The sequence below is a fragment of the Gordonia sp. (in: high G+C Gram-positive bacteria) genome (assembly GCF_047600565.1).
Taxonomy (GTDB): domain Bacteria; phylum Actinomycetota; class Actinomycetes; order Mycobacteriales; family Mycobacteriaceae; genus Gordonia.
The window spans coordinates 1613178-1636420 of record NZ_JASGKN010000001.1 but is presented as its reverse complement, the minus strand read 5'-3'; the positions used below and the strand labels follow the sequence as shown (position 1 = coordinate 1636420).

At 64.6% G+C, this 23243-nt stretch carries 18 protein-coding genes, 1 tRNA gene and 3 rRNA genes; 16 read left to right on the top strand and 6 right to left on the bottom strand.

Features of this window, described 5'->3' with window-relative positions:
• Positions 1-123 precede the first annotated feature (123 nt).
• Together pth and QM774_RS08000 are read right to left on the bottom strand one after the other, a co-directional pair.
• Positions 124-699: an aminoacyl-tRNA hydrolase gene (gene pth, locus QM774_RS08005; protein ID WP_414976617.1), complete on the bottom strand. Its 576-nt coding sequence runs from the start codon at positions 697-699 to the stop codon at positions 124-126.
• An 8-nt stretch (positions 700-707) separates the two neighbouring features.
• The gene (locus QM774_RS08000) at positions 708-1349 is read right to left on the bottom strand and encodes a 50S ribosomal protein L25/general stress protein Ctc (RefSeq protein WP_414975377.1); all 642 of its coding nucleotides are present in this window, start codon (positions 1347-1349) and stop codon (positions 708-710) included.
• Between the two features lie 220 nt (positions 1350-1569).
• Between QM774_RS08000 and QM774_RS07995 the strand changes: the two genes are divergently transcribed.
• Positions 1570-2046, top strand: coding sequence for a limonene-1,2-epoxide hydrolase family protein (locus QM774_RS07995; protein ID WP_414975376.1), 477 nt, complete (start codon positions 1570-1572; stop codon positions 2044-2046).
• Positions 2047-2103: 57 nt separating this feature from the next.
• On the opposite strand, the gene arsC is transcribed toward QM774_RS07995, so the two are convergent.
• Positions 2104-2445 (bottom strand): arsenate reductase (glutaredoxin), encoded by a 342-nt coding sequence (gene arsC, locus QM774_RS07990; protein ID WP_414975375.1) that lies wholly within the window; start codon positions 2443-2445, stop codon positions 2104-2106.
• A gap of 35 nt (positions 2446-2480) precedes the next feature.
• Here arsC and QM774_RS07985 point away from each other — a divergent pair, with 35 nt between their 5' ends.
• Complete coding sequence (locus tag QM774_RS07985; RefSeq protein ID WP_414975374.1) at positions 2481-3032, top strand: pyridoxal 5'-phosphate synthase; 552 nt, start codon at positions 2481-2483, stop codon at positions 3030-3032.
• On the opposite strand, the gene QM774_RS07980 is transcribed toward QM774_RS07985, so the two are convergent.
• Both QM774_RS07980 and glmU read right to left on the bottom strand, forming a co-directional pair.
• Complete coding sequence (locus tag QM774_RS07980; RefSeq protein WP_414975373.1) at positions 3033-4010, bottom strand: ribose-phosphate diphosphokinase; 978 nt, start codon at positions 4008-4010, stop codon at positions 3033-3035.
• Positions 4007-5476, bottom strand: a complete 1470-nt coding sequence (gene glmU, locus QM774_RS07975) for a bifunctional UDP-N-acetylglucosamine diphosphorylase/glucosamine-1-phosphate N-acetyltransferase GlmU (RefSeq protein WP_414975372.1) — start codon at positions 5474-5476, stop codon at positions 4007-4009. The genes QM774_RS07980 and glmU overlap by 4 nt, the downstream gene beginning before the upstream one ends.
• Before the next feature lie 126 nt (positions 5477-5602).
• Here glmU and QM774_RS07970 point away from each other — a divergent pair, with 126 nt between their 5' ends.
• The 6 genes from QM774_RS07970 to QM774_RS07945 all read left to right on the top strand — a co-directional run bounded on the left by QM774_RS07970 (position 5603) and on the right by QM774_RS07945 (position 9989).
• Positions 5603-6358: an SDR family oxidoreductase gene (locus tag QM774_RS07970; protein WP_414975371.1), complete on the top strand. Its 756-nt coding sequence runs from the start codon at positions 5603-5605 to the stop codon at positions 6356-6358.
• A gap of 64 nt (positions 6359-6422) precedes the next feature.
• The gene (locus QM774_RS07965) at positions 6423-7091 is read left to right on the top strand and encodes a TetR/AcrR family transcriptional regulator (RefSeq protein ID WP_414975370.1); all 669 of its coding nucleotides are present in this window, start codon (positions 6423-6425) and stop codon (positions 7089-7091) included.
• Between the two features lie 99 nt (positions 7092-7190).
• Positions 7191-8147, top strand: coding sequence for an oxygenase MpaB family protein (locus QM774_RS07960; RefSeq protein WP_414975369.1), 957 nt, complete (start codon positions 7191-7193; stop codon positions 8145-8147).
• 106 nt (positions 8148-8253) lie between these two features.
• Positions 8254-9246, top strand: a complete 993-nt coding sequence (locus QM774_RS07955; RefSeq protein WP_414975368.1) for an IS481 family transposase — start codon at positions 8254-8256, stop codon at positions 9244-9246.
• Positions 9247-9279: 33 nt separating this feature from the next.
• Positions 9280-9351, top strand: a tRNA-Gln gene (locus tag QM774_RS07950).
• Positions 9352-9380: 29 nt separating this feature from the next.
• A complete protein-coding gene (locus QM774_RS07945) occupies positions 9381-9989 on the top strand; it encodes a DNA-3-methyladenine glycosylase I (protein ID WP_414975367.1) in 609 nt (202 codons plus the stop codon).
• Between the two features lie 106 nt (positions 9990-10095).
• On the opposite strand, the gene QM774_RS07940 is transcribed toward QM774_RS07945, so the two are convergent.
• Positions 10096-10638: a hypothetical protein gene (locus QM774_RS07940; protein ID WP_414975366.1), complete on the bottom strand. Its 543-nt coding sequence runs from the start codon at positions 10636-10638 to the stop codon at positions 10096-10098.
• A 409-nt stretch (positions 10639-11047) separates the two neighbouring features.
• Between QM774_RS07940 and QM774_RS07935 the strand changes: the two genes are divergently transcribed.
• The 8 genes from QM774_RS07935 (at position 11048) to mfd (ending at position 23223) form a co-directional block, all read left to right on the top strand.
• Positions 11048-12568, top strand: a 16S ribosomal RNA gene (locus QM774_RS07935).
• Between the two features lie 458 nt (positions 12569-13026).
• Positions 13027-16164, top strand: a 23S ribosomal RNA gene (locus tag QM774_RS07930).
• A gap of 91 nt (positions 16165-16255) precedes the next feature.
• Positions 16256-16372 (top strand): 5S ribosomal RNA (rrf, locus tag QM774_RS07925).
• Together the 16S, 23S and 5S rRNA genes form the textbook arrangement of a ribosomal RNA operon.
• Before the next feature lie 91 nt (positions 16373-16463).
• Positions 16464-17240, top strand: coding sequence for a TetR/AcrR family transcriptional regulator (locus tag QM774_RS07920; protein WP_414975365.1), 777 nt, complete (start codon positions 16464-16466; stop codon positions 17238-17240).
• Positions 17237-17725 carry a GNAT family N-acetyltransferase gene (locus QM774_RS07915; protein ID WP_414975364.1) on the top strand — a complete coding sequence of 163 codons (489 nt, stop codon included), beginning with the start codon at positions 17237-17239 and terminating at the stop codon, positions 17723-17725. Before QM774_RS07920 ends, QM774_RS07915 begins: the two co-directional genes overlap by 4 nt.
• A 30-nt stretch (positions 17726-17755) precedes the next feature.
• Positions 17756-18313, top strand: a complete 558-nt coding sequence (locus QM774_RS07910) for a copper chaperone PCu(A)C (protein WP_414975363.1) — start codon at positions 17756-17758, stop codon at positions 18311-18313.
• Complete coding sequence (locus QM774_RS07905) at positions 18306-19601, top strand: Dyp-type peroxidase (RefSeq protein WP_414976616.1); 1296 nt, start codon at positions 18306-18308, stop codon at positions 19599-19601. Before QM774_RS07910 ends, QM774_RS07905 begins: the two co-directional genes overlap by 8 nt.
• Before the next feature lie 10 nt (positions 19602-19611).
• Complete coding sequence (gene mfd / locus QM774_RS07900; RefSeq protein WP_414975362.1) at positions 19612-23223, top strand: transcription-repair coupling factor; 3612 nt, start codon at positions 19612-19614, stop codon at positions 23221-23223.
• Positions 23224-23243: the final 20 nt, after the last annotated feature.

The window sequence follows — 23243 nt, the reverse complement described above, 5'->3', positions numbered from 1 at the left end:
CGTCGGGCGGAGAGAGATGCGACCCATGATCAGCCCCTTCGATGATGAGCTGTGCTGCTCATTGTTCATCGAAACCCGACACGTGGCCGGCGATTCGAGTAGTCGACTACTCGAAAAACAGGGCTACCAGGTGTGGACGATGTTCTGGGCGTCCACCAGCCCGTCCTTCACGAGGAGTTCGGTGGCGTCGATTCCGTTGCGGATCAACAACTCCACCTCGTCCTTGTCGGCCGACGGGAAGGGCTTCAACACGAAGTCCGCCGGATCCTGACGGCCGGGAGGACGACCGATGCCCAGACGCACGCGCAGATAGTCGCGGGTGCCGACGGCCTGCGAGATCGACCGCAGGCCGTTGTGGCCGCCTTCGCCGCCGCCCTGCTTGAGCCGCACCTGACCGAAGTCGATGTCCAACTCGTCGTGCAGGACGATCAGATCCTGCGGAGCGACGTCGTAGTACTTGACCAGCGGGCCGATCTGCCGCCCGGTGGTGTTCATGTAGGTCCGTGCCTTCGCGACCAGGACCGGTTCGGGAGTTCCCGACGGTCCGGGCAGCCGTACGGTCGCCACCTCGGCGCCCGACTTCTTGTGCACGGTGTACTTCTCGCCGTACGAGAAGACCAGGCCATCGGCGACCATTGCGCCGATGTTGTGCCTGGTCTTCTCGTAAGCGGGACCGGGATTCCCCAGTCCGACGATCAGCGTCGGAATTACTCCGAGGCTTCCTCGGCGGGAGCGGCGTCGCCCTCGGTCTCGCCGCCCTCGGCGTCGCCCTCGGCGGCGTCGTCGGCCGGCTCCTCGGCCTGCTTGGCCTCGTTGATGGCGACCAGCGACAGGCCCTCATCGGAGACCAGGGTGGCACCCTCGGGCAGCGTGATGTCGCCGGCGTGGATGATGGTGCCGGCCTCGGCGCCCTCGATGGAGACGACGATGTTCTCCGGGATGTGCAGGGCCTCGGCCTCGATCTCGATGGCGCTGGCGTCCTGGACCACCAGGGTGCCCGGTGCGGCGTTGCCCTCGATGACCAGCGACACCTCGACGGTCACCTTCTCGCCGCGGCGGACGATGAGGAGGTCGACGTGCTGCAGGAAGTTGCGCAGCGGATGGATGTCGACCTGCTTGGTCAGCGCGAGCTGGCTCTTGCCGTCGATGTCCAGGTCGATGACGGCGTTCATGCCGTTCTTGCGCAGGATGGCGGCCAGCTCACGGTTCGGGAGCAGCAGGTGCTGGGGGTCGGCGCCGTGGCCGTACAGAACGGCCGGAACCTGGCCTTCGCGGCGGGCGCGGCGGGCGGCGCCCTTGCCCTTGTCGTCGCGAACGGCGACGTTCAGCTTCGGGGTATCGGTAGCCATGTGGCTCTCCTCGGATCGTGGGGCCCGGCTGTTCCGGGCCACTCGGGTGGTTTCGCGGCAACTGTGGGAAACACAAACTGTGGAAAACACAGTCGGCGTGCCGAGACGATCACCACGCACTCCGAGTGCGAGAGAGAACCTCCAGGTCGCGCCGATCACGGTGATCCCTGCAGCGGGTTCACCCTCGCCGTGACAACGGCAGTGAGCCTAACATGAGTCGATGACGTCACGGAAACCGGAAGACCTGGTCACAGACTTTTTCGCCGCGCTCGCGCAGCATCGGGTCGACGATGCGCTCGCCGACATCGACGACGGGATCGTCTACACGAACGTCGGCCTGCCGACGGTGCGCGGCAAGAAGCGGTTCGGAAAGCTCATGCACGGGCTCAACGGGTCACTGGTGAGTTTCGACGCCGAGATCGTGGCGATCGCCGCCGACTGTGCATCGTCGGGGTCGGGCACGACGGTGGTGCTGACCGAGCGGTGGGACGAGTTGACCATCGGCCCGATCCGCACCCTGTTCTGGGTGTGCGGCCACAACGAGATCGTCGACGGCCGGATCACGGTGTGGCGCGACTACTTCGACTTCTGGAAGTGTCTGCGCGCCTTCGGCCGGGGACTGGTGGCGATCCCGTTCCCGTCGACGCTGCCGCAGCTGCGGAATCCGGTGAGCGCCCTGCCCCCGAACGTCCCCTGAGTCGCCCAACGCTCCTTGAGCTTGTCGAAAGGAGTCCCGACTGCTCGCCTCGGTTGCTCAGAGGATCTCGTCGACGCTCTCGATCGGCCGCGCGAGACGGGCGCCCTTGTCGGTGACGACGAAGGGACGCTCCACCAGCACCGGGTGCGCGACCATCGCGTCGAGGATCTGGTCGTCCGTGGCGTCGGCGAGGTTCAGCTCCTTGTAGAGCGGCTCCCGGCGGCGTGCCGCCTGGGCCGGCGACAGCCCGGCATCGGCGAACAGCTGCTGCAACTGCTCGCGGGTCCAGCCCTCATCGAGGTACTTCACCACGGTCGGTTCGACACCGGCCTCACGCAGCCGCTCGAGCGTCTTGCGGGACGTCGTGCAGCGGGGGTTGTGATAGATGGTGGCATCCATCCGTCCACCGTAGCGTGCCGGAATACAGTGACCGGGTGAGCGACTTCCGCGACCGGCTGCGTGCACTGCCGGTGTTTCCCGACGACCTGACGGTCTTCGATCTCGCGGCGCTGCCGGTCGATCCGCTGGACCTCGTTAGGGATTGGCTGGCCGACGCGATCGCATCCGGGGAGCGTGCGCCGCACGCCGCAGCGTTCGTCACCGTCGACGACCACGGTCGTCCGGCGACGCGCAGCCTGACCGTCAAAGACGTCGACGATCGCGGCGTGCACGTCGCGAGTCGGCGGAGTTCCAGGAAAGGACGACAGCTCGCCGCGAACCCGTCGTCGTCGGTGTTCTTCTACTGGCGAGAACTCGCTCGCCAGCTGGAACTCGTCGGGACCGCGACTCCACTGTCGGCCGAGGAGTCGCTGGCCGACTGGCGAGCGCGCCCCACGTACGCGGGCACCGACGATCCCGACTGGCAGGTGTGGGCCGTCCGTCCGGACAGAGTCGAATTCCTGCAGGCGACGCACGACCGGAATCACCGTCGCGCGCTGTACGTCCGCACCCCCGACGGGTGGGAGGTCACGACGTCCGGGGACTGATCAGGCGTTGCCGTCGAACAGGCTGGTGACCGAGCCGTTCTCGAAGACCTCGCGGATCGTCTGCGCCAGCAGCGGGGCGATCGACAGCACCGTCAGGTTGTCGAAGCGCTTCTCCTCCGGGATCGGCAGCGTATCGGTCGCGATGACCTCCTTGGCGCCGCAGGTCGACAGCCGCTCGGTGGCCGGGTCGGAGAACACGCCGTGGGTGGTGGCGATGATGACGTCGCCGGCACCGGCCTCCTTGAGGACCTTCACCGCACCGGCGATGGTGCCGCCGGTATCGATCATGTCGTCGATCAACACACAGGTCTTGCCCTTGACCTCGCCGACCACGCGGTTCGACACCACCTGGTTGGCGACATCGGGGTCGCGGGTCTTGTGCACGAAGGCCATCGGCGCGCCGTCGAGGGCGTCTGCCCACTTCTCGCCGACCTTCACGCGTCCGGCATCCGGGGACACCACACAGATGTTGTCGGTGCCGTAGTGCTCGCGGACGTACTCGGCCAGCTGGCCCTGCGCGTGCATGTGGTCGACGGGGCCGTCGAAGAAGCCCTGTATCTGGTCGGTGTGCAGATCGACGGTGACGATGCGGTCAGCGCCGGCGGTCTTGAACAGGTCGGCCATCAGGCGGGCCGAGATCGGCTCACGGCCGCGGTGCTTCTTGTCCTGGCGCGCATACGGGTAGAACGGCAGGATGGCGGTGATGCGCTTGGCCGATCCGCGCTTGAGCGCGTCGATCATGATCAGCGTCTCCATCACCCAGTGGTTGGTGGGGTAGGGGCAGCTCTGCAGGACGAAGGCGTCCGAGCCGCGCACCGACTCCTCGAACCGCACGAAGATCTCGCCGTTGGCGAAGTCACGCGCCGTCTGCGGCGTGATCGGGATGCCCAGCTCGTCGGACACGGCCTGTGCCAGGTCGGGGTGTGCACGCCCCGCGAACAGCATCAGGTTCTTCTGGTTGTCGACGGTCCAGGTCATGAGCCGCTCTCCTCGTTGTTCTTCCGGGCGTTACGCGCGGCGGTGGCCGCGGGGCTGTCGGGGCGCTTGTTCAGAACCCAGTCTTCGATGACGCGCTGTGCGCCCGCCGACACCGCGAGGGCGCCGGGCGGGACGTCGTCGCGCACGACGGTACCGGCACCGGTGTAGGCGCCGTCGCCGACGGTCACCGGCGCGACGAACATGTTGTCCGAACCGGTCCGGCAGTGGGCGCCGATCTGCGTGCGGTGCTTGTTCACGCCGTCGTAGTTGACGAAGACGCTGGAGGCGCCGATGTTGGTCTGTTCGCCGATCTCGGCGTCGCCCACATAGGTGAGGTGCGGAACTTTGCTGCCGGGGCCGATCTGCGCGTTCTTGGTCTCCACGAACGTGCCGATCTTGCCCGCCTCACCCAGGTCGGTGCCGGGACGCAGGTAGGCGTACGGGCCGACGGTGGTGTCGGCGGCGAGGACGGCGTCGCTGCCGTGGGTGCGGATCACCGAGGCCCGATCGCCGACGGTGACGTCGCGCAGGGTGGTGTCCGGTCCGATGAGGGCGTCGTCGCCGACGGTGGTCGTGCCGAGCAACTGGGTGGAAGGCTCGATGCGCACGTCCTGCCCGATCCGCACGTCCACGTCGATCCAGGTGGTGGCCGGGTCGACCACGGTGACGCCGGCCAGCTGATGGCGGCGCACGACGCGTCGGTTCAGTTCGGCGCCGAGTTCGGCGAGCTGGGCACGGTCGTTGCAGCCGGCGACGACGGCGGGGTCGTCGACCACCAGCGAGCGCACCAGTTTCCCGTCGGTCCGGGCGATCTCCACCAGATCGGTCAGGTAGTACTCGCCCTGGGCGTTGTCGGTCGAGAGTCCGGCCAGACCGGACCGCAGGGTGGCCGCGTCGAAGGCATAGATGCCGGCGTTGACCTCGCCGATGGCGCGCTGTTCGTCGGACGCATCCTTGTGCTCGACGATCGCGGTCACCTCACCGTCCCCGGCTCGCACGATCCGGCCGTATCCGGTGGGGTCGTCCACGAGGAAGCTGGTGAGCGTGACGGCGGCGCCGGGGGCGGCGGTGTGCTCGGCGACCAGCGACTGGAGGGTCGCGCCGTCCAGGAGGGGGGCGTCGGCGACCGTCACCAGAACGGTGCCGGAGAAGTCGTCGGGGAGGGCCGTCATGCCGGCGCGGGCGGCGTCTCCGGTGCCCAGCGGCTCGTCCTGGATCGCGATCGCGATGTCGCGGCCGAGTTCGTCGGCGACGCGCCGGATCTCCGCGCTCACCTTCTCGCGTTCGTGGCTGACGACGGCGATCAGATGGTCGGGGGCGATGTCGTTCGCGCCGTGGAGGGCGTGCGAGACGAGGGTGCGTCCGCCGATCGAGTGCAGGATCTTGGGGGTCTTGGACTTCATCCGGGTACCGGCACCGGCCGCCAGAACGATCACAGCGGTATGCGCGCCGGTGTTCTCGGTCATTCGAGTCCTTCGTGTCGATCGGCCTACGACCACCGAATCCTACGCAGCGTCGTCGAGTGGGCGGTAGTCGGGCTCGGTCTCTCAGACGCTAATCGGCGGGACGGAAGAACCGGTACGGTTCGTGCCATGAGCACTCAGAAAGTAGCCATTGTCACCGGTGCGGCCCGCGGAATCGGCGCCGCCACCGCTCAGCGTCTGGCCTCCGACGGCATGGCCGTCGCCGTGCTGGATCTCAACGCGGATTCCTGCCAGGACACCGTCGATGCCATCACCAAGGCCGGCGGCAGCGCGATCGCCGTCGGCGCGGACGTCTCCGACGAGGCGCAGGTGATCGACGCCGTCGACACGGTGACCGACAAGCTGGGCGCTCCGACCGTGCTGGTCAATAACGCCGGTGTCCTGCGCGACAACCTGCTGTTCAAGATGTCCGTCGACGACTGGGACACGGTGATGGGCGTGCACCTGCGGGGCGCCTTCCTGATGAGCAAGACCTGCCAGCGCCACATGGTGGACGCCGGCTGGGGCCGGATCGTGAACCTGTCGAGCACCTCGGCGCTCGGCAACCGCGGCCAGGCGAACTATTCGGCCGCCAAGGCCGGCATGCAGGGCTTCACCAAGACTCTGGCGATCGAGCTGGGCCGCTTCGGCGTCACCGCCAATGCGATCGCGCCGGGATTCATCCAGACCGACATGACCAAGGCGACCGCCGAGCGCATCGGTGTTCCGTTCGACGACTTCATCAAGGCGTGCGCGGACGACACCGCCGTCAAGATCGCCGGCCAGCCGGAGGACATCGCCAATGCGGTGTCGTTCTTCGCCGCCGAAGCCGCCCGCTACGTGACCGGCCAGGTGCTGTATGTGGCCGGCAAGCCGATGAACTGAACGCCCGTCGCGCGCCCGGAGCGATCCGGTCCGCCTCGGCACCCGGGTGACGTACCGTGAGGCGATGGCTTCGGACCCTTCTACGTTCACACCCGGCGACCTGTTGGAGCGCGCGCTTCTGCAGGTCGGCCGGGGTGGCGATGGTTCGCGGTCGGATCGGACCCGGACCAAGCTTCTCGATGCGGCGTACGGCCAGTTCTGTGAGAACGGCATCGCCCGGACCTCGATGGAAGAGGTGGCGCGCCGGGCGGGTACCGCCCGGATCACCATCTATCGCAAGTTCGACAGCAAGGACGCCTTGGTCGACGCGGTGATGCTCCGCGAGTTCAGCCGCTACCTCGAGGCTTTTCGCGAGGAGGCGGCCCGGGCGCGCACCGTCCAGGACCGGGTGGTGTCGACGCTGGTGACGTCATTGCGCACGATCGGCCGCAATCCGCTGATCATGCGTCTGCTGGAGACCGAGCCGGCGATGGTGCCGGGCCTGGTCGGCGGTGGTGATGGCCGGACGATGGGGGAGGTCCGGCGGTTCATCGCGATGCAGCTCGCTCAGGAGCAGCAGGCCGGGAACATTCCGGCGCACGTGCCGATCGACATGGCCGCCGAGATGCTGGTGCGATTGTGTGCGTCGTTGATCACCACACCCAGTGATCTGATCGACCTCGACGACCTGCCGAAGCTGCGGCAGTTGGCACGAGAGTTCGTGCTGCCGATCCTGGGACTGGATTCGCGATGATTCGTCCGGTTCGGCTGCGCGCGTGGTGGTCCTCTGCCACCATCGGAACATGAAACAAATCGGAGGCGTTTGTAACGTCGCGGCCGGGTGGTGGTCCTGATGCCGGAAGAGGTCGACGCACCGGAACCGATCGGGCTCGACTACCCGATGGCGTACCTGCCGGACCTGGCGCAACGTCGTCCGCGACTGACCAACGCGCAGACGCGGATCCGGATCGGCTCCACGAAGAAGCGTGCCACGAGCGCTGACAAGCCTGCGGTGATCACCGAGGCCGTCGAGTTCTGGCAGCTGGCGGGCGCGGCGGCCAATGTCGTCATGCAACTGGGCTGGACGGAAGTCGCATACGGGGTGATGGAGAGCAAAGTCGAATCCGGCTCGCTGATGAAGCATCCGTGGAAACGGGCGCGGACGACCACGCAGTACCTGAGCGTCGCGATCCTCGGCACCGAAGAAGAGCGGATCGCGCTGCGCAAGGCGATCGACTCGGCGCACCGCCACGTGAAGTCCGATGCCGACAGTCCCGTGAAGTACAACGCCTTCAATCGAGAGCTGCAGTTGTGGGTGGCCGCCTGCCTCTATGTGGGTCTCGAGGACACGCACCAGTTGCTTCACGGGCTGATGAGCGAGGACGACGCAGAGCTCTTCTATCAGACCGGCAAGGTCCTGGGCACCACCCTGCAGGTGACCGACGAGATGTGGCCGGCTACGCGCAAGGACTTCGACGTCTACTGGAACACGGCGTGCGAAAGAGTTGTCATCGACGACAGGACGCACGCCTACTTGAACGACCTGGTCGACCTGAAGATGATCAACCCGTTCATTCGGCTGCCGTTCAAGCACATGCTGCGCTTCCTGACCGTCGGCTTCCTTCCGCCGATCTATCAGGAGCAGTTGGGGCTGGTCTGGACCGACCGTCAGAGGCGCTCGTTCGAAGCGCTGTTCCGGTTCGTGTCGACCACCAACCGGTTCCTGCCGGCCTGGCTGCGTCGCGGTGGAGCGAATGCGGCGATGGTCGATTTTCGGTGGCGCCGTAGCCACGACAAGGCGCTCATCTAGCTGTAGTGCTCAGGGACATTGTTTGATCTGGCTGCCCTGATCTGAAGAGAACCTCCCGGCAGAGTGGAGCTTGCTTACCACTCGCTCTGCAAAACAGGAGGTTCTCGTGTCCCACGCTAATGCGGCACTGACGCCACGACAACGGCTGAAGCTCGCGCGCAAGGTCATCGATGACGGATGGTCAGTTGGTGCAGCTGCCGACTACTTCCGAGTGTCCTGGCCGACGGCGCAGAAATGGGCCCGCCGGTACCTCGAGCTCGGACCCGAAGGCATGGCCGATCGGTCCTCGCGGCCGCACTCTCATCCGAACCGGACGCCGCTGCCGGTGGTGAAGAAGATCGTGCACCTACGGATCCGTAAACGCTGGGGTCCAGTCCAGATCGCCGGCCGGTTGAACCTGCCGGCCTCCACGGTGCACGCGGTGCTGGTGCGGTGCCGCCTCAACCGGCTCTCTCATGTCGAGGTGAAGACCGGTGAACCGATCCGACGCTACGAACACGACACACCCGGCTCGTTGATCCACGTCGACGTCAAAAAACTCGGCAACATCCCAGATGGCGGCGGGTGGCGCTCTGTCGGCCGCAGCCAAGGCGGCCGCAACCGAGCAGTCACAGCCACTGAACGCAACAAGCGCCGTCAGCCGTTAATGCGGCACGCCTACGTGCACACCGTCATCGATGACCACTCCCGCGTGGCCTACGCCGAGATCCACGACGACGAGAAGGCGGTCACCGCGATCGGTGTGCTGCAGCGGGCCGTGTCCTGGTTTGCCGATCGAGGGGTTCGCGTGCAGCGAGTCCTCTCCGACAATGGCTCGGCATACCGATCCAAGGACTGGCAACGGGCCTGCAACCAGCTTGGTATAAGACCCCAACGCACCCGCCCATACCGTCCACAGACGAACGGCAAAATCGAACGATTCCACCGCACCCTGGCCGACGGTTGGGCCTACTCGCGGCACTACAACTCAGAGTCAGCACGCCGAGCCGCCCTGCCAGCCTGGCTGCACTTCTACAATCACCACAGGCCCCACACCGCCACCGAGAAGCGCCCTCCGATCAGCCGCCTCTCAAACAACCTGCCTGAGCACTACATCTAGCCGGACGGTTCTGTGGCAGAATCGACCGCGCCATCCGCCGTGGTGTAATCGGCAACACTCCTGATTTTGGTTCAGGCATTTCAGGTTCGAGTCCTGGCGGCGGAGCACATCGAGTCCTGCAGAGGGGGCATGCCGTGGCTGCCGAGGCGTTCGTGTCCAACGGGGTGGCCCGCTGCGGGTGGTGTGCGGCGACACCGGACTACGTGCGCTACCACGACGACGAGTGGGGCGTTCCGGTCGACGACGACACCCGGCTGTTCGAGAAGCTCTGCCTCGAAGGCTTCCAGTCCGGCCTGAGCTGGCTGACCATCCTCAACAAGCGGGAGAACTTCCGGGCGGCGTTCGCCGGGTTCGACATCCCGTCGGTGGCGGCCTTCGGCGACGACGACGTCGCGCGCCTGCTCGCCGATGCCGGGATCGTGCGGCATCGGGGGAAGATCGAGGCCGCCGTCAACAACGCGCGCCGTGCACAGGAGCTGATCGCCGACGAGGGCTCACTGGCCGGCTACCTGTGGAGCTATGAGCCCGCGCAGCAGCCGGAACCGGCCACGCTCACCACGTCGCCCGAGTCGGTGGCCCTCTCGAAAGACTTGAAGAAGCGAGGCTGGAAGTTCGTCGGCCCGACCACCATGTTCGCGATGATGCAGGCGATGGGCATGGTCAACGACCACGTCGCCGACTGCGACTACCGCGCGGTCATCGACCGCAAACGCGCCGACTTCACCCGACCGGGGACGCGATAGCCGACTTCCACTCCACTTCTACGTCCTTACTGCCCCGTATAGCGATGCTCGACGGCGTATGCGCGCCGAGCATGCCTATCGGGGGAGTCTGGGACAGATGTCGGGCTCAGTCGGTGGCTGGAGGCGCGGCGGGGGAGGCGGTCGACGGAGCAGTGGAGGTCGTGCTCGGTACCTCGGAGGTCGAGGCGGTGCTCGCAGTGGGACTGCTGCCGGAGCCGGGGATCTGGGTGGTGCCGGTGATGCACCAGCCCTGACTCGGGTCGTCGGTCAGCGCGACAGTGAACGACGACGTACCACCCGACAGCGTGAGAGTGCCGTGCGCCGTGGTGCCGGCGACGGCGGCCGGCGCACCTTCGGCGAGTGAACCCGCGACGTAGGTGCCGCCACCCAGCGCCTCCTGACCGCGCAGCTGATCCATCGAATCGGTGCAGAAGGTCTGTTCGACGGCCGTCTCCAGGCCGTTCTGGTTGTAGGCCCTCACGAACAGGTCGACGATGTTCTGCGCGGTGTCGGCGTTCACCGACGGATCGGGGTCGGGTGCCGAATCCTGACTGCCGCAACCGGCCAATACGGCCGCTGTCAGCGCACCGCCGGCGATCACCGCAGCCCAGCGGATACCGGTGGGGCGGTTGTGAAGTAGCGAGGTCATGGCACCAGGCTAGCCACCGCACCGCCGACAGGCCTCTGACCAGCCGATTTGTATTTGCGGCAACGTGTGCGTAACTTATTCGAAGTCAGGCCAGCGCGGCCCGGACACCACAGCCCAGTAATGCGGATCACAGATTCGCGGGTTGCGGACCGGAAGCCGGAACTGCTAGCCTGGTGGAGTTGCCCTGAAGAAGGGCGGCGAACCCTGCTCATTGATGAACGCCGGTTTTTGCTGGTGGTGTTGGTGGGTGTGTGTTTTTTGAGAACTCGATAGTGTGTGATGGATTTTCTTGTGCCGATCGATTGGTTGGTATTGAGGGAGTCTGTCTTTTTGACAAGATGAATTTTTTGCCAGTCAATTTCTTTTTTTGGATTGTTTATTTTGGTCAGGTCTTTTCTCTGATTGATTTTTGTTGGAGAGTTTGATCCTGGCTCAGGACGAACGCTGGCGGCGTGCTTAACACATGCAAGTCGAACGGAAAGGCCCAGCTTGCTGGGTACTCGAGTGGCGAACGGGTGAGTAACACGTGGGTGATCTGCCTTGCACTCTGGGATAAGCCTGGGAAACTGGGTCTAATACTGGATATGACCACATTCTGCATGGTTTGTGGTGGAAAGCTTTTGCGGTGTGAGATGGGCCCGCGGCCTATCAGCTTGTTGGTGGGGTAATGGCCTACCAAGGCGACGACGGGTAGCCGACCTGAGAGGGTGATCGGCCACACTGGGACTGAGACACGGCCCAGACTCCTACGGGAGGCAGCAGTGGGGAATATTGCACAATGGGCGCAAGCCTGATGCAGCGACGCCGCGTGAGGGATGACGGCCTTCGGGTTGTAAACCTCTTTCGGCAGGGACGAAGCGCAAGTGACGGTACCTGCAGAAGAAGCACCGGCCAACTACGTGCCAGCAGCCGCGGTAATACGTAGGGTGCGAGCGTTGTCCGGAATTACTGGGCGTAAAGAGCTCGTAGGCGGTTTGTCACGTCGTCTGTGAAATTCTGCAGCTTAACTGCAGGCGTGCAGGCGATACGGGCAGACTTGAGTACTACAGGGGAGACTGGAATTCCTGGTGTAGCGGTGAAATGCGCAGATATCAGGAGGAACACCGGTGGCGAAGGCGGGTCTCTGGGTAGTAACTGACGCTGAGGAGCGAAAGCGTGGGGAGCGAACAGGATTAGATACCCTGGTAGTCCACGCCGTAAACGGTGGGTACTAGGTGTGGGGCTCATTTCACGAGTTCTGTGCCGTAGCTAACGCATTAAGTACCCCGCCTGGGGAGTACGGCCGCAAGGCTAAAACTCAAAGGAATTGACGGGGGCCCGCACAAGCGGCGGAGCATGTGGATTAATTCAATGCAACGCGAAGAACCTTACCTGGGTTTGACATACACCAGACGCAGCTAGAGATAGTTGTTCCCTTGTGGTTGGTGTACAGGTGGTGCATGGCTGTCGTCAGCTCGTGTCGTGAGATGTTGGGTTAAGTCCCGCAACGAGCGCAACCCTTGTCCTGTATTGCCAGCGGGTTATGCCGGGGACTTGCAGGAGACTGCCGGGGTCAACTCGGAGGAAGGTGGGGATGACGTCAAGTCATCATGCCCCTTATGTCCAGGGCTTCACACATGCTACAATGGCGCGTACAGAGGGCTGCAAGACCGCAAGGTTGAGCGAATCCCTTAAAGCGTGTCTCAGTTCGGATTGGGGTCTGCAACTCGACCCCATGAAGTCGGAGTCGCTAGTAATCGCAGATCAGCAACGCTGCGGTGAATACGTTCCCGGGCCTTGTACACACCGCCCGTCACGTCATGAAAGTCGGTAACACCCGAAGCCGGTGGCCTAACCCTTGTGGAGGGAGCCGTCGAAGGTGGGATCGGCGATTGGGACGAAGTCGTAACAAGGTAGCCGTACCGGAAGGTGCGGCTGGATCACCTCCTTTCTAAGGAGCAAACAACACTCCCATTACGTAGGCGATTGTTCTGCGGTGGGTGTTTGTTCATGGGTGAAATGCAAGGAAGCCATCAATGATCTCGGTCGCCTGTGTGCGGCTGGGTGGGTGGATGAGTGATCGGTGACGGTCCTCAACGAAGTCACACACTATCGGGGTTCTGAGAAAACAGGCCTGCAGCCGGCACCGGTGACGGTGTCGGTTGTGGTGGGTTTTCTTAACGCTCACTGCTTTCCGCTCCTGGTTTGGGGGTGCAGGGTGTGGTGGGTGTGTGTTGTTTGAGAAGTGCATAGTGGATGCGAGCATCTTGGTATCAATCCCTTGTGGGGTTGGTGCTGTTTTGATGTTTGTACTGCAATATTAGTGTTTCTGCGAAACATAACGATTTGTTGTATCCACATTCGGATCCCGGTCACCGGTTGGTGGTGGGGGTGTGTTTGTGGGTGTTGTTGTAAGTGTTTAAGGGCGTTCGGTGGATGCCTTGGTACCAGGAGCCGATGAAGGACGTGGTAGGCCGCGATAGTCCTCGGGGAGTTGTCAAACGAGCTGTGATCCGAGGGTGTCCGAATGGGGAAACCCAGCACCAGTGATGTGGTGTTACCGCCCGGTGAATGTATAGCCGGTGCGGGGGGAACGAGGGGAAGTGAAACATCTCAGTACCCTCAGGAAGAGAAAACAATAGTGATTCTGTGAGTAGTGGCGAGCGAAAGCGGATGAGGCTAAACCATGCGCATGTGATACCCGGCAGGGGTTGTGTGTGTGGGGTTGTGGGGTCGTCTTATTACTGTCTGCCGGCGGTAGTGACCAGTAAGAAAACATGATGTTAGGTGAAGTGGCCTGGAATGGTCTGCCGTAGACGGTGAGAGTCCGGTAACCGAAAATGTTGTGTCTGGTTGGACGTGTCCCCGAGTAGCAGCGGGCTCGTGGAATCTGCTGTGAATCTGCCGGGACCACCCGGTAAGCCTAAATACTTCCTGGTGACCGATAGCGGACAAGTACCGTGAGGGAAAGGTGAAAAGTACCCCGGGAGGGGAGTGAAATAGTACCTGAAACCGAGCGCTTACAATCCGTCAGAGCCTGTGCATCCTTGTGGTGGCGGGTGATGGCGTGCCTTTTGAAGAATGAGCCTGCGAGTTAGTGCTCAGTGGCGAGGTTAACCCGTGTGGGGTAGCCGTAGCGAAAGCGAGTCTGAATAGGGCGTTTTTAGTCGCTGGGTCTAGACCCGAAGCGGAGTGATCTACCCATGGCCAGGGTGAAGCCGCAGTAAGATGCGGTGGAGGCCCGAACCCACTTCAGTTGAAAATGGAGGGGATGAGCTGTGGGTAGGGGTGAAAGGCCAATCAAACTCCGTGATAGCTGGTTCTCCCCGAAATGCATTTAGGTGCAGCGTTGTGTGTTTCTTACCGGAGGTAGAGCTACTGGATGGCCGATGGGCCCTACTAGGTTACTGACGTCAGCCAAACTCCGAATGCCGGTAAGTGAGAGCGCAGCAGTGAGACTGCGGGGGATAAGCTTCGTAGTCGAGAGGGAAACAGCCCAGATCGCCGGCTAAGGCCCCTAAGCGTGTACTAAGTGGAAAAGGATGTGGGATTGCTTAGACAACCAGGAGGTTGGCTTAGAAGCAGCCACCCTTGAAAGAGTGCGTAATAGCTCACTGGTCAAGTGGTCCTGCGCCGACAATGTAGCGGGGCTCAAGTACACCGCCGAAGCCGCGGCACTCACACATTGACATCCATGCCTGCCTACGGGCGGGTGTGTAGTGGTGTGGGTGGGTAGGGGAGCGTCCTGCACCCATGGAAGCAGTCGCGTGAGCGGCTGTGGAGGGTGTGGGAGTGAGAATGCAGGCATGAGTAGCGAAAGACAAGTGAGAAACTTGTCCTCCGAATGACCAAGGGTTCCTGGGCCAGGTTAATCCGCCCAGGGTGAGTCGGGACCTAAGGCGAGGCCGACAGGCGTAGTCGATGGACAACGGGTTGATATTCCCGTACCCGTGTATCCGCGCCCAATGGCGAATCAGTTGTACTAACCACCCAAAAGCGACCTTTTACACCTTCGGGTGTGCCTGGTTGTGGCTGCGTGGGACCTCGGCTGTAGTAGTCAAGCGATGGGGTGACGCAGGAAGGTAGCCGTGCCAGGCGATGGTTGTCCTGGTGTAAGCCGGTAGGGCGGAACATAGGTAAATCCGTGTTCCATACAAGCCTGAGAGGTGACGCGTAGCCGTTGTGGCGAAGTCGGTGATCCTATGCTGCCAAGAAAAGCCTCTAGTGAGTTGATGCACGGCCCGTACCCCAAACCGACACAGGTGGTCAGGTAGAGAATACTAAGGAGATCGAGAGAACTGTGGTTAAGGAACTCGGCAAATTGCCCCCGTAACTTCGGGAGAAGGGGGACCACAACCGGTGACCAGATTTACTCTGTGAGCTGGGGGTGGTCGCAGAGACCAGAGAGAAGCGACTGTTTACTAAAAACACAGGTCCGTGCGAAGTCGTAAGACGATGTATACGGACTGACGCCTGCCCGGTGCTGGAAGGTTAAGAGGACCGGTTAACCACTTCGGTGGTGAAGCTGAGAATTTAAGCCCCAGTAAACGGCGGTGGTAACTATAACCATCCTAAGGTAGCGAAATTCCTTGTCGGGTAAGTTCCGACCTGCACGAATGGCGTAACGACTTCTCTGCTGTCTCAACCACAGACTCGGCGAAATTGCAGTACGAGTAAAGATGCTCGTTACGCGCGGCAGGACGAAAAGACCCCGGGACCTTCACTATAGCTTGGTATTGGTGTTCGGTACGGTTTGTGTAGGATAGGTGGGAGACTATGAAGCCGGCACGCCAGTGTCGGTGGAGTCATTGTTGAAATACCACTCTGATCGTATTGGGCTTCTAACCTCGGACCCTGATCGGGTTCAGGGACAGTGCCTGGTGGGTAGTTTAACTGGGGCGGTTGCCTCCCAAAATGTAACGGAGGCGCCCAAAGGTTCCCTCAGCCTGGATGGCAATCAGGTGTTGAGTGTAAGTGCACAAGGGAGCTTGACTGTGAGACGTACATGTCGAGCAGGGACGAAAGTCGGGACTAGTGATCCGGCACCGGCAAGTGGAAGCGGTGTCGCTCAACGGATAAAAGGTACCCCGGGGATAACAGGCTGATCTTCCCCAAGAGTCCATATCGACGGGATGGTTTGGCACCTCGATGTCGGCTCGTCGCATCCTGGGGCTGGAGTAGGTCCCAAGGGTTGGGCTGTTCGCCCATTAAAGCGGCACGCGAGCTGGGTTTAGAACGTCGTGAGACAGTTCGGTCTCTATCCGCCGCGCGCGTCTAGAAACTTGAGGAAACCTGTCCCTAGTACGAGAGGACCGGGACGGACGAACCTCTGGTGTGCCAGTTGTTCCGCCAGGAGCACCGCTGGTTAGCTACGTTCGGAAGGGATAACCGCTGAAAGCATCTAAGCGGGAAGCCTGTTCCAAGATGAGGTTTCTCACCACCAAGAGTGGGTAAGGCCCCCCACAGACCATGGGGTTGATAGGCCAGAACTGTAAGCACAGCAATGTGTTCAGGTGACTGGTACTAATCGGCCGAGGACTTACCAACAACACCCAAACACCAAACAATGCACGCATCCACTATGCACCTCTGAAACAACACACAACACAACCAACGTGTTGTGACAGTTTCATAAAGTTACGGCGGCCATAGCGAAGGGGAAACGCCCGGCCCCATTCCGAACCCGGAAGCTAAGCCCTTCAGCGCCGATGGTACTGCACCCTAATCAGTGTGGGAGAGTAGGACACCGCCGAACACAATTTACAAAAGCGCCCCTGACCGTCCAGGTCAGGGGCGCTTTTGCATCCCCGGGAATGGGTGTCGTCACGCTGCATTAGGCTGGATGCATGGCAGTGAGCCGGCCCCGAGAGGGTGAAGAAGCGGTGCGCGCCCCACGCGCACGGATGACCGGTGCGCAGCGACGGCTGCAACTGATCGAGGTCGCTCGCGGCCTGTTCGCGGAGCGCGGCTTCGAAGGCACCTCGATCGAGGAGATCGCGCAGCGGGCCGGCGTCTCCAAACCGGTGGTCTACGAACACTTCGGCGGAAAGGAAGGTCTCTACGCCGTGGTCGTCGACCGCGAGATGGAGACCCTCCTCGAGATGGTGACGGCCTCGCTGACGCAGAATCGGTCGCTGTACCGGATCCAGCAGGTCGCGCTCGCACTGCTCACCTACATGGAGGAGCGCACCGACGGATTCCGGATCCTGGTGCGCGGAGAGTCGACCGGCGCCACCGACGCCGGAGAACACAACCGCTACGGCAGTCTGCTGAACGACGCGATCAGCCAGGTCGAACACATCCTCGCCGGCGACTTCGAACGTCGCGGCTTCGATCCGTCACTGGCACCGATGTACGCCCAAGCACTCGTCGGGATGGTGTCCGTCACCGCCCAATGGTGGCTGGACGTCCGGGAGCCCCCGAAAGAAGTGGTCGCCGCGCACCTGGTGAACCTGTGCTGGAACGGCCTCACCCGACTCGAACCCGATCCGCAGCTCGTCGAACCGGGCGACGTCGAACCGGGCCACATGGCGTCGAAGTCGGGTACCGCGATGAACTTCGCTGTGACCAATGCGGCTACCGCTGAGAGCGGCGAGGGCGAGACCGGCGAGGACGACGCGTGATCCGGCCGGCGACCCCCGCCGACCTCGCCGCCGTCACCGAGATCTACGACCACTACGTGACCACGTCGACGGTCACCTGGCGCTATGAGCTGGACGACGGCTGGGCGGCGCGGACCCTCGCCGAGGTGACCGAGGCCGGCCGGCCGTTCCTGGTCCTCGACGACGCCGACGGCGTGCAAGGCTTCGCCTACCTCGGCATCTTCCGGGGCCGAGCCGGCTGGTCGCACACCGCCGAGGACACGATCTACCTCCGCGAAACCGCTGCCGGACGCGGATACGGGACCGCGCTTCTGCAGGCTCTCCTCGACGCCGCGGACACCACCGACGTCCATGAAGTGATCGGCATGATCTCGGCCGATGCGGAAAGCTCCCTGGCATTGCACGCCAAGCTCGGATTCGTCGAGAGCGGGCGGCTTCCCGGCGTCGGAAACAAGTTCGGTCAGACGCTCGACTGCGTGCTGATGCAACGTTCCCTGATTCGGTGACCCGCACACCCCGGGAGTAGCCTCGGGGGCATGACCGTCCGCAAGCTCATCACCGCCCTGATCGTGCCGCTGCTCGTCGTTCTCGCAGGTGGCGGCCTTGCCGCCTGCAGTTCCAGTGACGACGCAGACGGTACCCAGAGCAGCCAGGTGAAGATCAGCGATCAGTGGGTCAAGGCCGCCCCCGACGGCATGACCTCCGCCTTCGCCAAGGTGCGCAACAACGGCAAGACGCAGGTGCGGATCGTGTCCGCCAGCAGCGACGTCGCCGGCTCGACCCAGCTGCACGAAGTGGTGACCGAGAACGGTGTCAGCACCATGAAGGAGAAGGCCGACGGCTACGTCGTCGGCGCCGGCAAGACCCTCGACCTGACGCCCGGCGGCGCACACATCATGCTGATGGATCTGCGTCGGCCGATCGCCGCCGGCGACCTCGTCACCATCCAGCTCGTGTTCGCGGACGGTTCCATGCAGACCGTGAGTGCGTCGGCCCGCGACTTCGCCGGCAACCAGGAGGACTACGGCAACGCCCCGGCCGCGTCGTCGACCATGCCGTCGATGTCCATGACCATGGACCACAGCCATCACTGACATCTCCCGCCGCGGCCTCCTTGCGGGAACAGCAGGACTCGCGGGCCTCGGACTCGGCGCCGCCGTCGTGGGGACGGCCGCCGAGCACTCCGCCGACCGTCGCGCCACCGATGGGCGCGACGGCACCCGAACCGAACCCTTCTACGGAACGCACCAGTCCGGCATCGTCACCGCCCCGGCGGCGCACGCGAACTTCATCGGCCTCGACCTGATCGATCCCAACGACCTTCCCGGGCTCGCCGGCGCCCTGAATCTGTGGACGCAGGACGGCGCGAAACTCACCCAGGGGACCGGTGCCCTCTCCGATACCGAGCCGGAGCTGGCCACCGCGCCCTCACGTCTCACCATCACCGTCGGGCTCGGTCCGCGCCTCTTCGACCTGCCCGCCCTCGCCCCTCGGCGTCCGTCCTGGCTTCACCCGCTGCCGGCGTTCCCGCAGATCGACCGTCTCCGCGACGAATGGGCGCAGAGCGACGTCATGCTGCTCGTCGCGTCCGACGATCCGATGACCCTTGCCCACGCCACCCGCATCCTGACCGCGGAAGTGCGGACCAAGCTGCGGGTGGCCTGGGTGCAGCAGGGATTCCGGCCGGCACGCGGCAGTCATCCGTCAGGCCAGACCATGCGCAACCTGTTCGGTCAGGTCGACGGCACCGTCCAACCCGCGAGCACCGACTACGACACCCTGCTCTGGGACGACGGCCGCGAACAGCCGTGGATGGCCGGAGGCACATCCCTGGTGCTCCGCCGGATCGCCATGCACATGGACGAGTGGGAGGCCCTCGACCGGCCGAACCGCGAACTCGTCGTCGGCCGCAACCTGACGAACGGTGCACCCCTGACCGGAACCTGGGAGCACGACGCCCCCGACTTCGCGCGCACCGAGGGCGGTATCCCGGTGATCCCGGCCAGCTCGCACATCGCCCGCGCACACGCCCAGAAGCCGGAGGAGCAGTTTCTGCGACTGGGCTACAACTACGACGAACCGCCGCTCCCTTCGGCAGGCTCAGGGAGCGGGAGCGGCTCTGGGAGCGGTAGCGGCCCAGGCAGCGGAGGGAGCGGCGACGACAGCGGGCAGCCCGACACCTCGAACAGCGGCCTGCTGTTCGCGGCGTTCCAGCGCGATCCGGTACGCCAGTTCGTGCCGGTGCAGCAGCGGCTCGCCGAGCACGACGACCTCAACACCTGGACCGTGCCCATCGGCTCCGGGGTGTGGGCGATCCTGCCGGGCGCCAGCGAGAGCAAGCCGCTGGGAGCGGACCTCCTGGGCTCGGCACCGGCCTCCTAGAATGGTGGAAGTGACCTCCCCATCTCTGTCCGGGCTCAACGCCCTCGCCACCCGCGGCGCCGCCTTCGACGTCCTGCGTGAGCGCGTGGCCGATCCTCGCCTGGACCTCACCGCCCCGGACGCGGCCCGGCCCTTCGTGGTGACCGCGCTTGAACAGGCCGCGTCGTCGCCGATTCTGGTGGTGGCGGCCAACGGCCGGGAGGCCGACGATCTGACCGCAGAACTGTCCGAACTGCTGCCCGACGGGGCGACCGCCGTCGCCCAGTTCCCGTCCTGGGAGACCCTGCCGCACGAGCGGCTGTCGCCGAGCGCCGACACCGTCGGTGCACGTCTCGCGGTGCTACACCGCCTCGCGACCCCGGGGGAGAGCCCGCTGCGGGTGGTCGTGACCACCGTGCGATCGCTGATTCAGCCGATGGCGCCGGGGCTCGGGGAACTGCGCACCGTCACCCTCCGCGAGAACACCGAGGTCGTTTTCGACGACCTGCTCGAGCACCTGGTCGAAATGGCCTACGAGCGGGTCGACATGGTCGGCCGTCGCGGCGAATTCGCGGTGCGCGGCGGCATCCTGGACGTCTTCCCGACCACTGCCGACTATCCGGTGCGCGTCGAGTTCTGGGGTGACGAGATCACCGACATCCGCGCCTTCTCGGTCGCCGACCAACGCACCATCGCCGAACTCGGCGGCGGGACGGACGGTGGCGTGCAGATCCATCCGTGCCGCGAGCTGGTGTTGACCGGACAGGTGCGGGAACGGGCCGCCGAGCTCGCGGCGTCGACGTCCGACGAGGCGTTGCAGGAGATGCTGACCAAGCTCGCCGAGGGCATTCCGGTCGAGGGTATGGAGGCACTCATTCCGGCGCTCGTCGACGGCGAGATGCAGTTGCTCACCGAAGTGATGCCCGCCGGCACTCGCGTGCTGGTGCTCGACCCGGAGAAGGTGCGCACGCGCGCCGCCGACCTCGAGCGCACCGGCGCGGAGTTCCTGGAGGCGTCGTGGAACGCCGCCGCCATCGGCGCCGACGCCCCGGTCAAGGTCGAGTCCGTCGACCTGCAGGCCAGCGCTTACCGTTCGGTCGCCGAGGTGCAGGACGCGACCATCGCCGCCGGCCGTGCCTGGTGGACCATGAGCCCACTGTCGTCGGGGAGTGGCTCCGAGATCGAACTCGACGTGGCACCCGGTCCGGAACCGCACGGCGACGCCGGTGCACTGCAGGAGATGATGGCGAGTCTGCGGGCGCAGCTCGCCACCGGTGGCCGCGCCGCGGTCGTCGCCGCCGGCAAGGGCACCGCGCAGCGCTTCGTCGAACGTCTCGGCGAGGCGGAGGTGCCGGCACGCCTGCTCGCCGACGGCGACGAACCGCCGGCCGACGCCGTCGGCGTCTATCACGGCACCCTGCGGCACGGGCTGGTGCTGCCGAACCGCTCCGGGAGCTCGTCGGAAGGAGACTCGTCTCTGGTCATCGCCACCGAGGCCGACATCACCGGTGCGCGGGTCGTGGGGGTCAAGGACGGCCGTCGACTGCCGGCGAAGCGCCGCAACCAGGTGGATCCCCTCGCCTTGGCGGCCGGCGACCTCGTCGTCCACGACCAGCACGGCATCGGCAGGCTCGTGGAGATGGTGGAGCGCACCGTCTCGGGGGCGCGCCGCGAATACCTGGTGATCGAATACGCCTCCGGCAAGCGGGGTCAGCCCGGCGACCGGCTGTTCGTGCCGATGGATTCACTCGATCAGCTGTCGCGGTACGTGGGCGGCGAACAGCCGGCACTGTCGAAGCTGGGCGGCTCGGACTGGGCGAACACCAAACGCAAGGCGCGCAAGGCGGTGCGGGAGATCGCCGGTGAGCTGGTGCAGCTGTATGCCGCCCGGCATGCGGCGCCCGGTCACGCGTTCGGCCCGGACACCCCGTGGCAGCGCGAGATGGAGGACGCCTTCGACTTCACCGAGACCGTCGACCAGATGACGGTGATCGGTGAGGTGAAGGCGGACATGGAGAAGCCGGTCCCGATGGACCGTGTGATCGTCGGCGACGTCGGCTACGGCAAGACCGAGATCGCGGTGCGTGCGGCGTTCAAGGCCGTGCAGGACGGCAAACAGGTGGCGGTCCTGGTGCCGACGACGATCCTCGCCGGCCAGCATCTGCAGACCTTCACCGAGCGCATGGCCGGATTCCCGGTGAAGATCAAGGGACTGTCGCGGTTCACCTCGCCGGCCGAGGCCAAACAGACCATCGCGGACATGGCGTCCGGTGACGTCGACATCGTCATCGGTACGCACCGCCTCTTGCAGACCGGGGTGATCTGGAAGGACCTGGGTCTCGTCATCGTCGACGAGGAGCAGCGTTTCGGTGTCGAACACAAGGAGCACATCAAGTCGTTGCGTACACACGTCGACGTGCTCACCATGTCGGCGACGCCCATCCCGCGCACCCTCGAGATGTCGATGGCCGGGATCCGCGAGATGTCCACGATCCTGACGCCGCCGGAGGAACGCCACCCGGTGCTCACCTACGTGGGCGCGTATTCGGCCAAGCAGGTGGCCGCCGCCATCCGGCGTGAGCTGCTCCGCGACGGCCAGGTGTTCTACGTGCATAACAGGGTGTCGTCGATCGACAAGACGGCTCGCGAGATCGCGTCCATGGTGCCGGAGGCGAAGGTTGCCGTCGCGCACGGTCAGATGCCCGAGGAGACCCTCGAGCGGACCGTCGAGGGCTTCTGGAACCGGGAGTACGACGTCCTGGTCTGCACCACGATCATCGAGACCGGCCTGGACATCTCGAACGCGAACACGCTGATCGTCGACCGTGCCGAGAACATGGGTCTCTCGCAGTTGCACCAGTTGCGCGGCCGGGTGGGGCGCAGTCGTGAACGCGGCTACGCGTACCTGTTCTACAGCGACGGCAAGCCGCTCACCGAGACCGCGTACGACCGGCTCGCGACCATCGCCCAGAACAACGAGCTGGGCGCGGGCATGGCCGTCGCCCTCAAGGATCTGGAGCTGCGTGGCGCCGGCAACGTGCTGGGCGCGCAGCAGTCCGGTCATGTGGCCGGAGTCGGCTTCGACCTGTATGTGCGGCTGGTCGGCGAGGCCGTCGAGGCCTACCGTGCCGCCGCCGACGGCCAGACCGTCGCGCAGGAGGAGTCGACCGAGGTGCGGATCGATCTGCCCGTCGACGCCCACATCCCGGTGGAGTACGTCGAAGCCGATCGTCTGCGCCTGGAGGCCTACCGCAAGCTGGCGTCGGCGACCTCGGATGCGGACGTCGACGAGGTGCTGACCGAGCTGACCGACCGGTACGGACCGCCGCCGGTGCAGACGCAGCGGCTCGCGGCGATCGCGCGCCTGCGTCTGCGATGTCGGGAACGCGGCGTCACCGAGATCGGCATGGCCGGCACGTCGGTGCGGATCTCGCCGCTGCTGCTGGTCGACAGCGAGCAGGTGCGTCTCGCGCGCCTGTACTCGTCGGCCACGTATCGGGCGACGACGCACACGGTGACCGTCCCGATCCCGCGAACCGGCGGCATGGGCTCGCCCCGCCTGCGCGACGACGAGCTGATCGACTACCTGGTGACCCTCCTGACCACCCTGAAGCCTCTCCCGCCCGCTGCCCACGCTCCTTGAGCGTTCCCCACGCTCCTTGA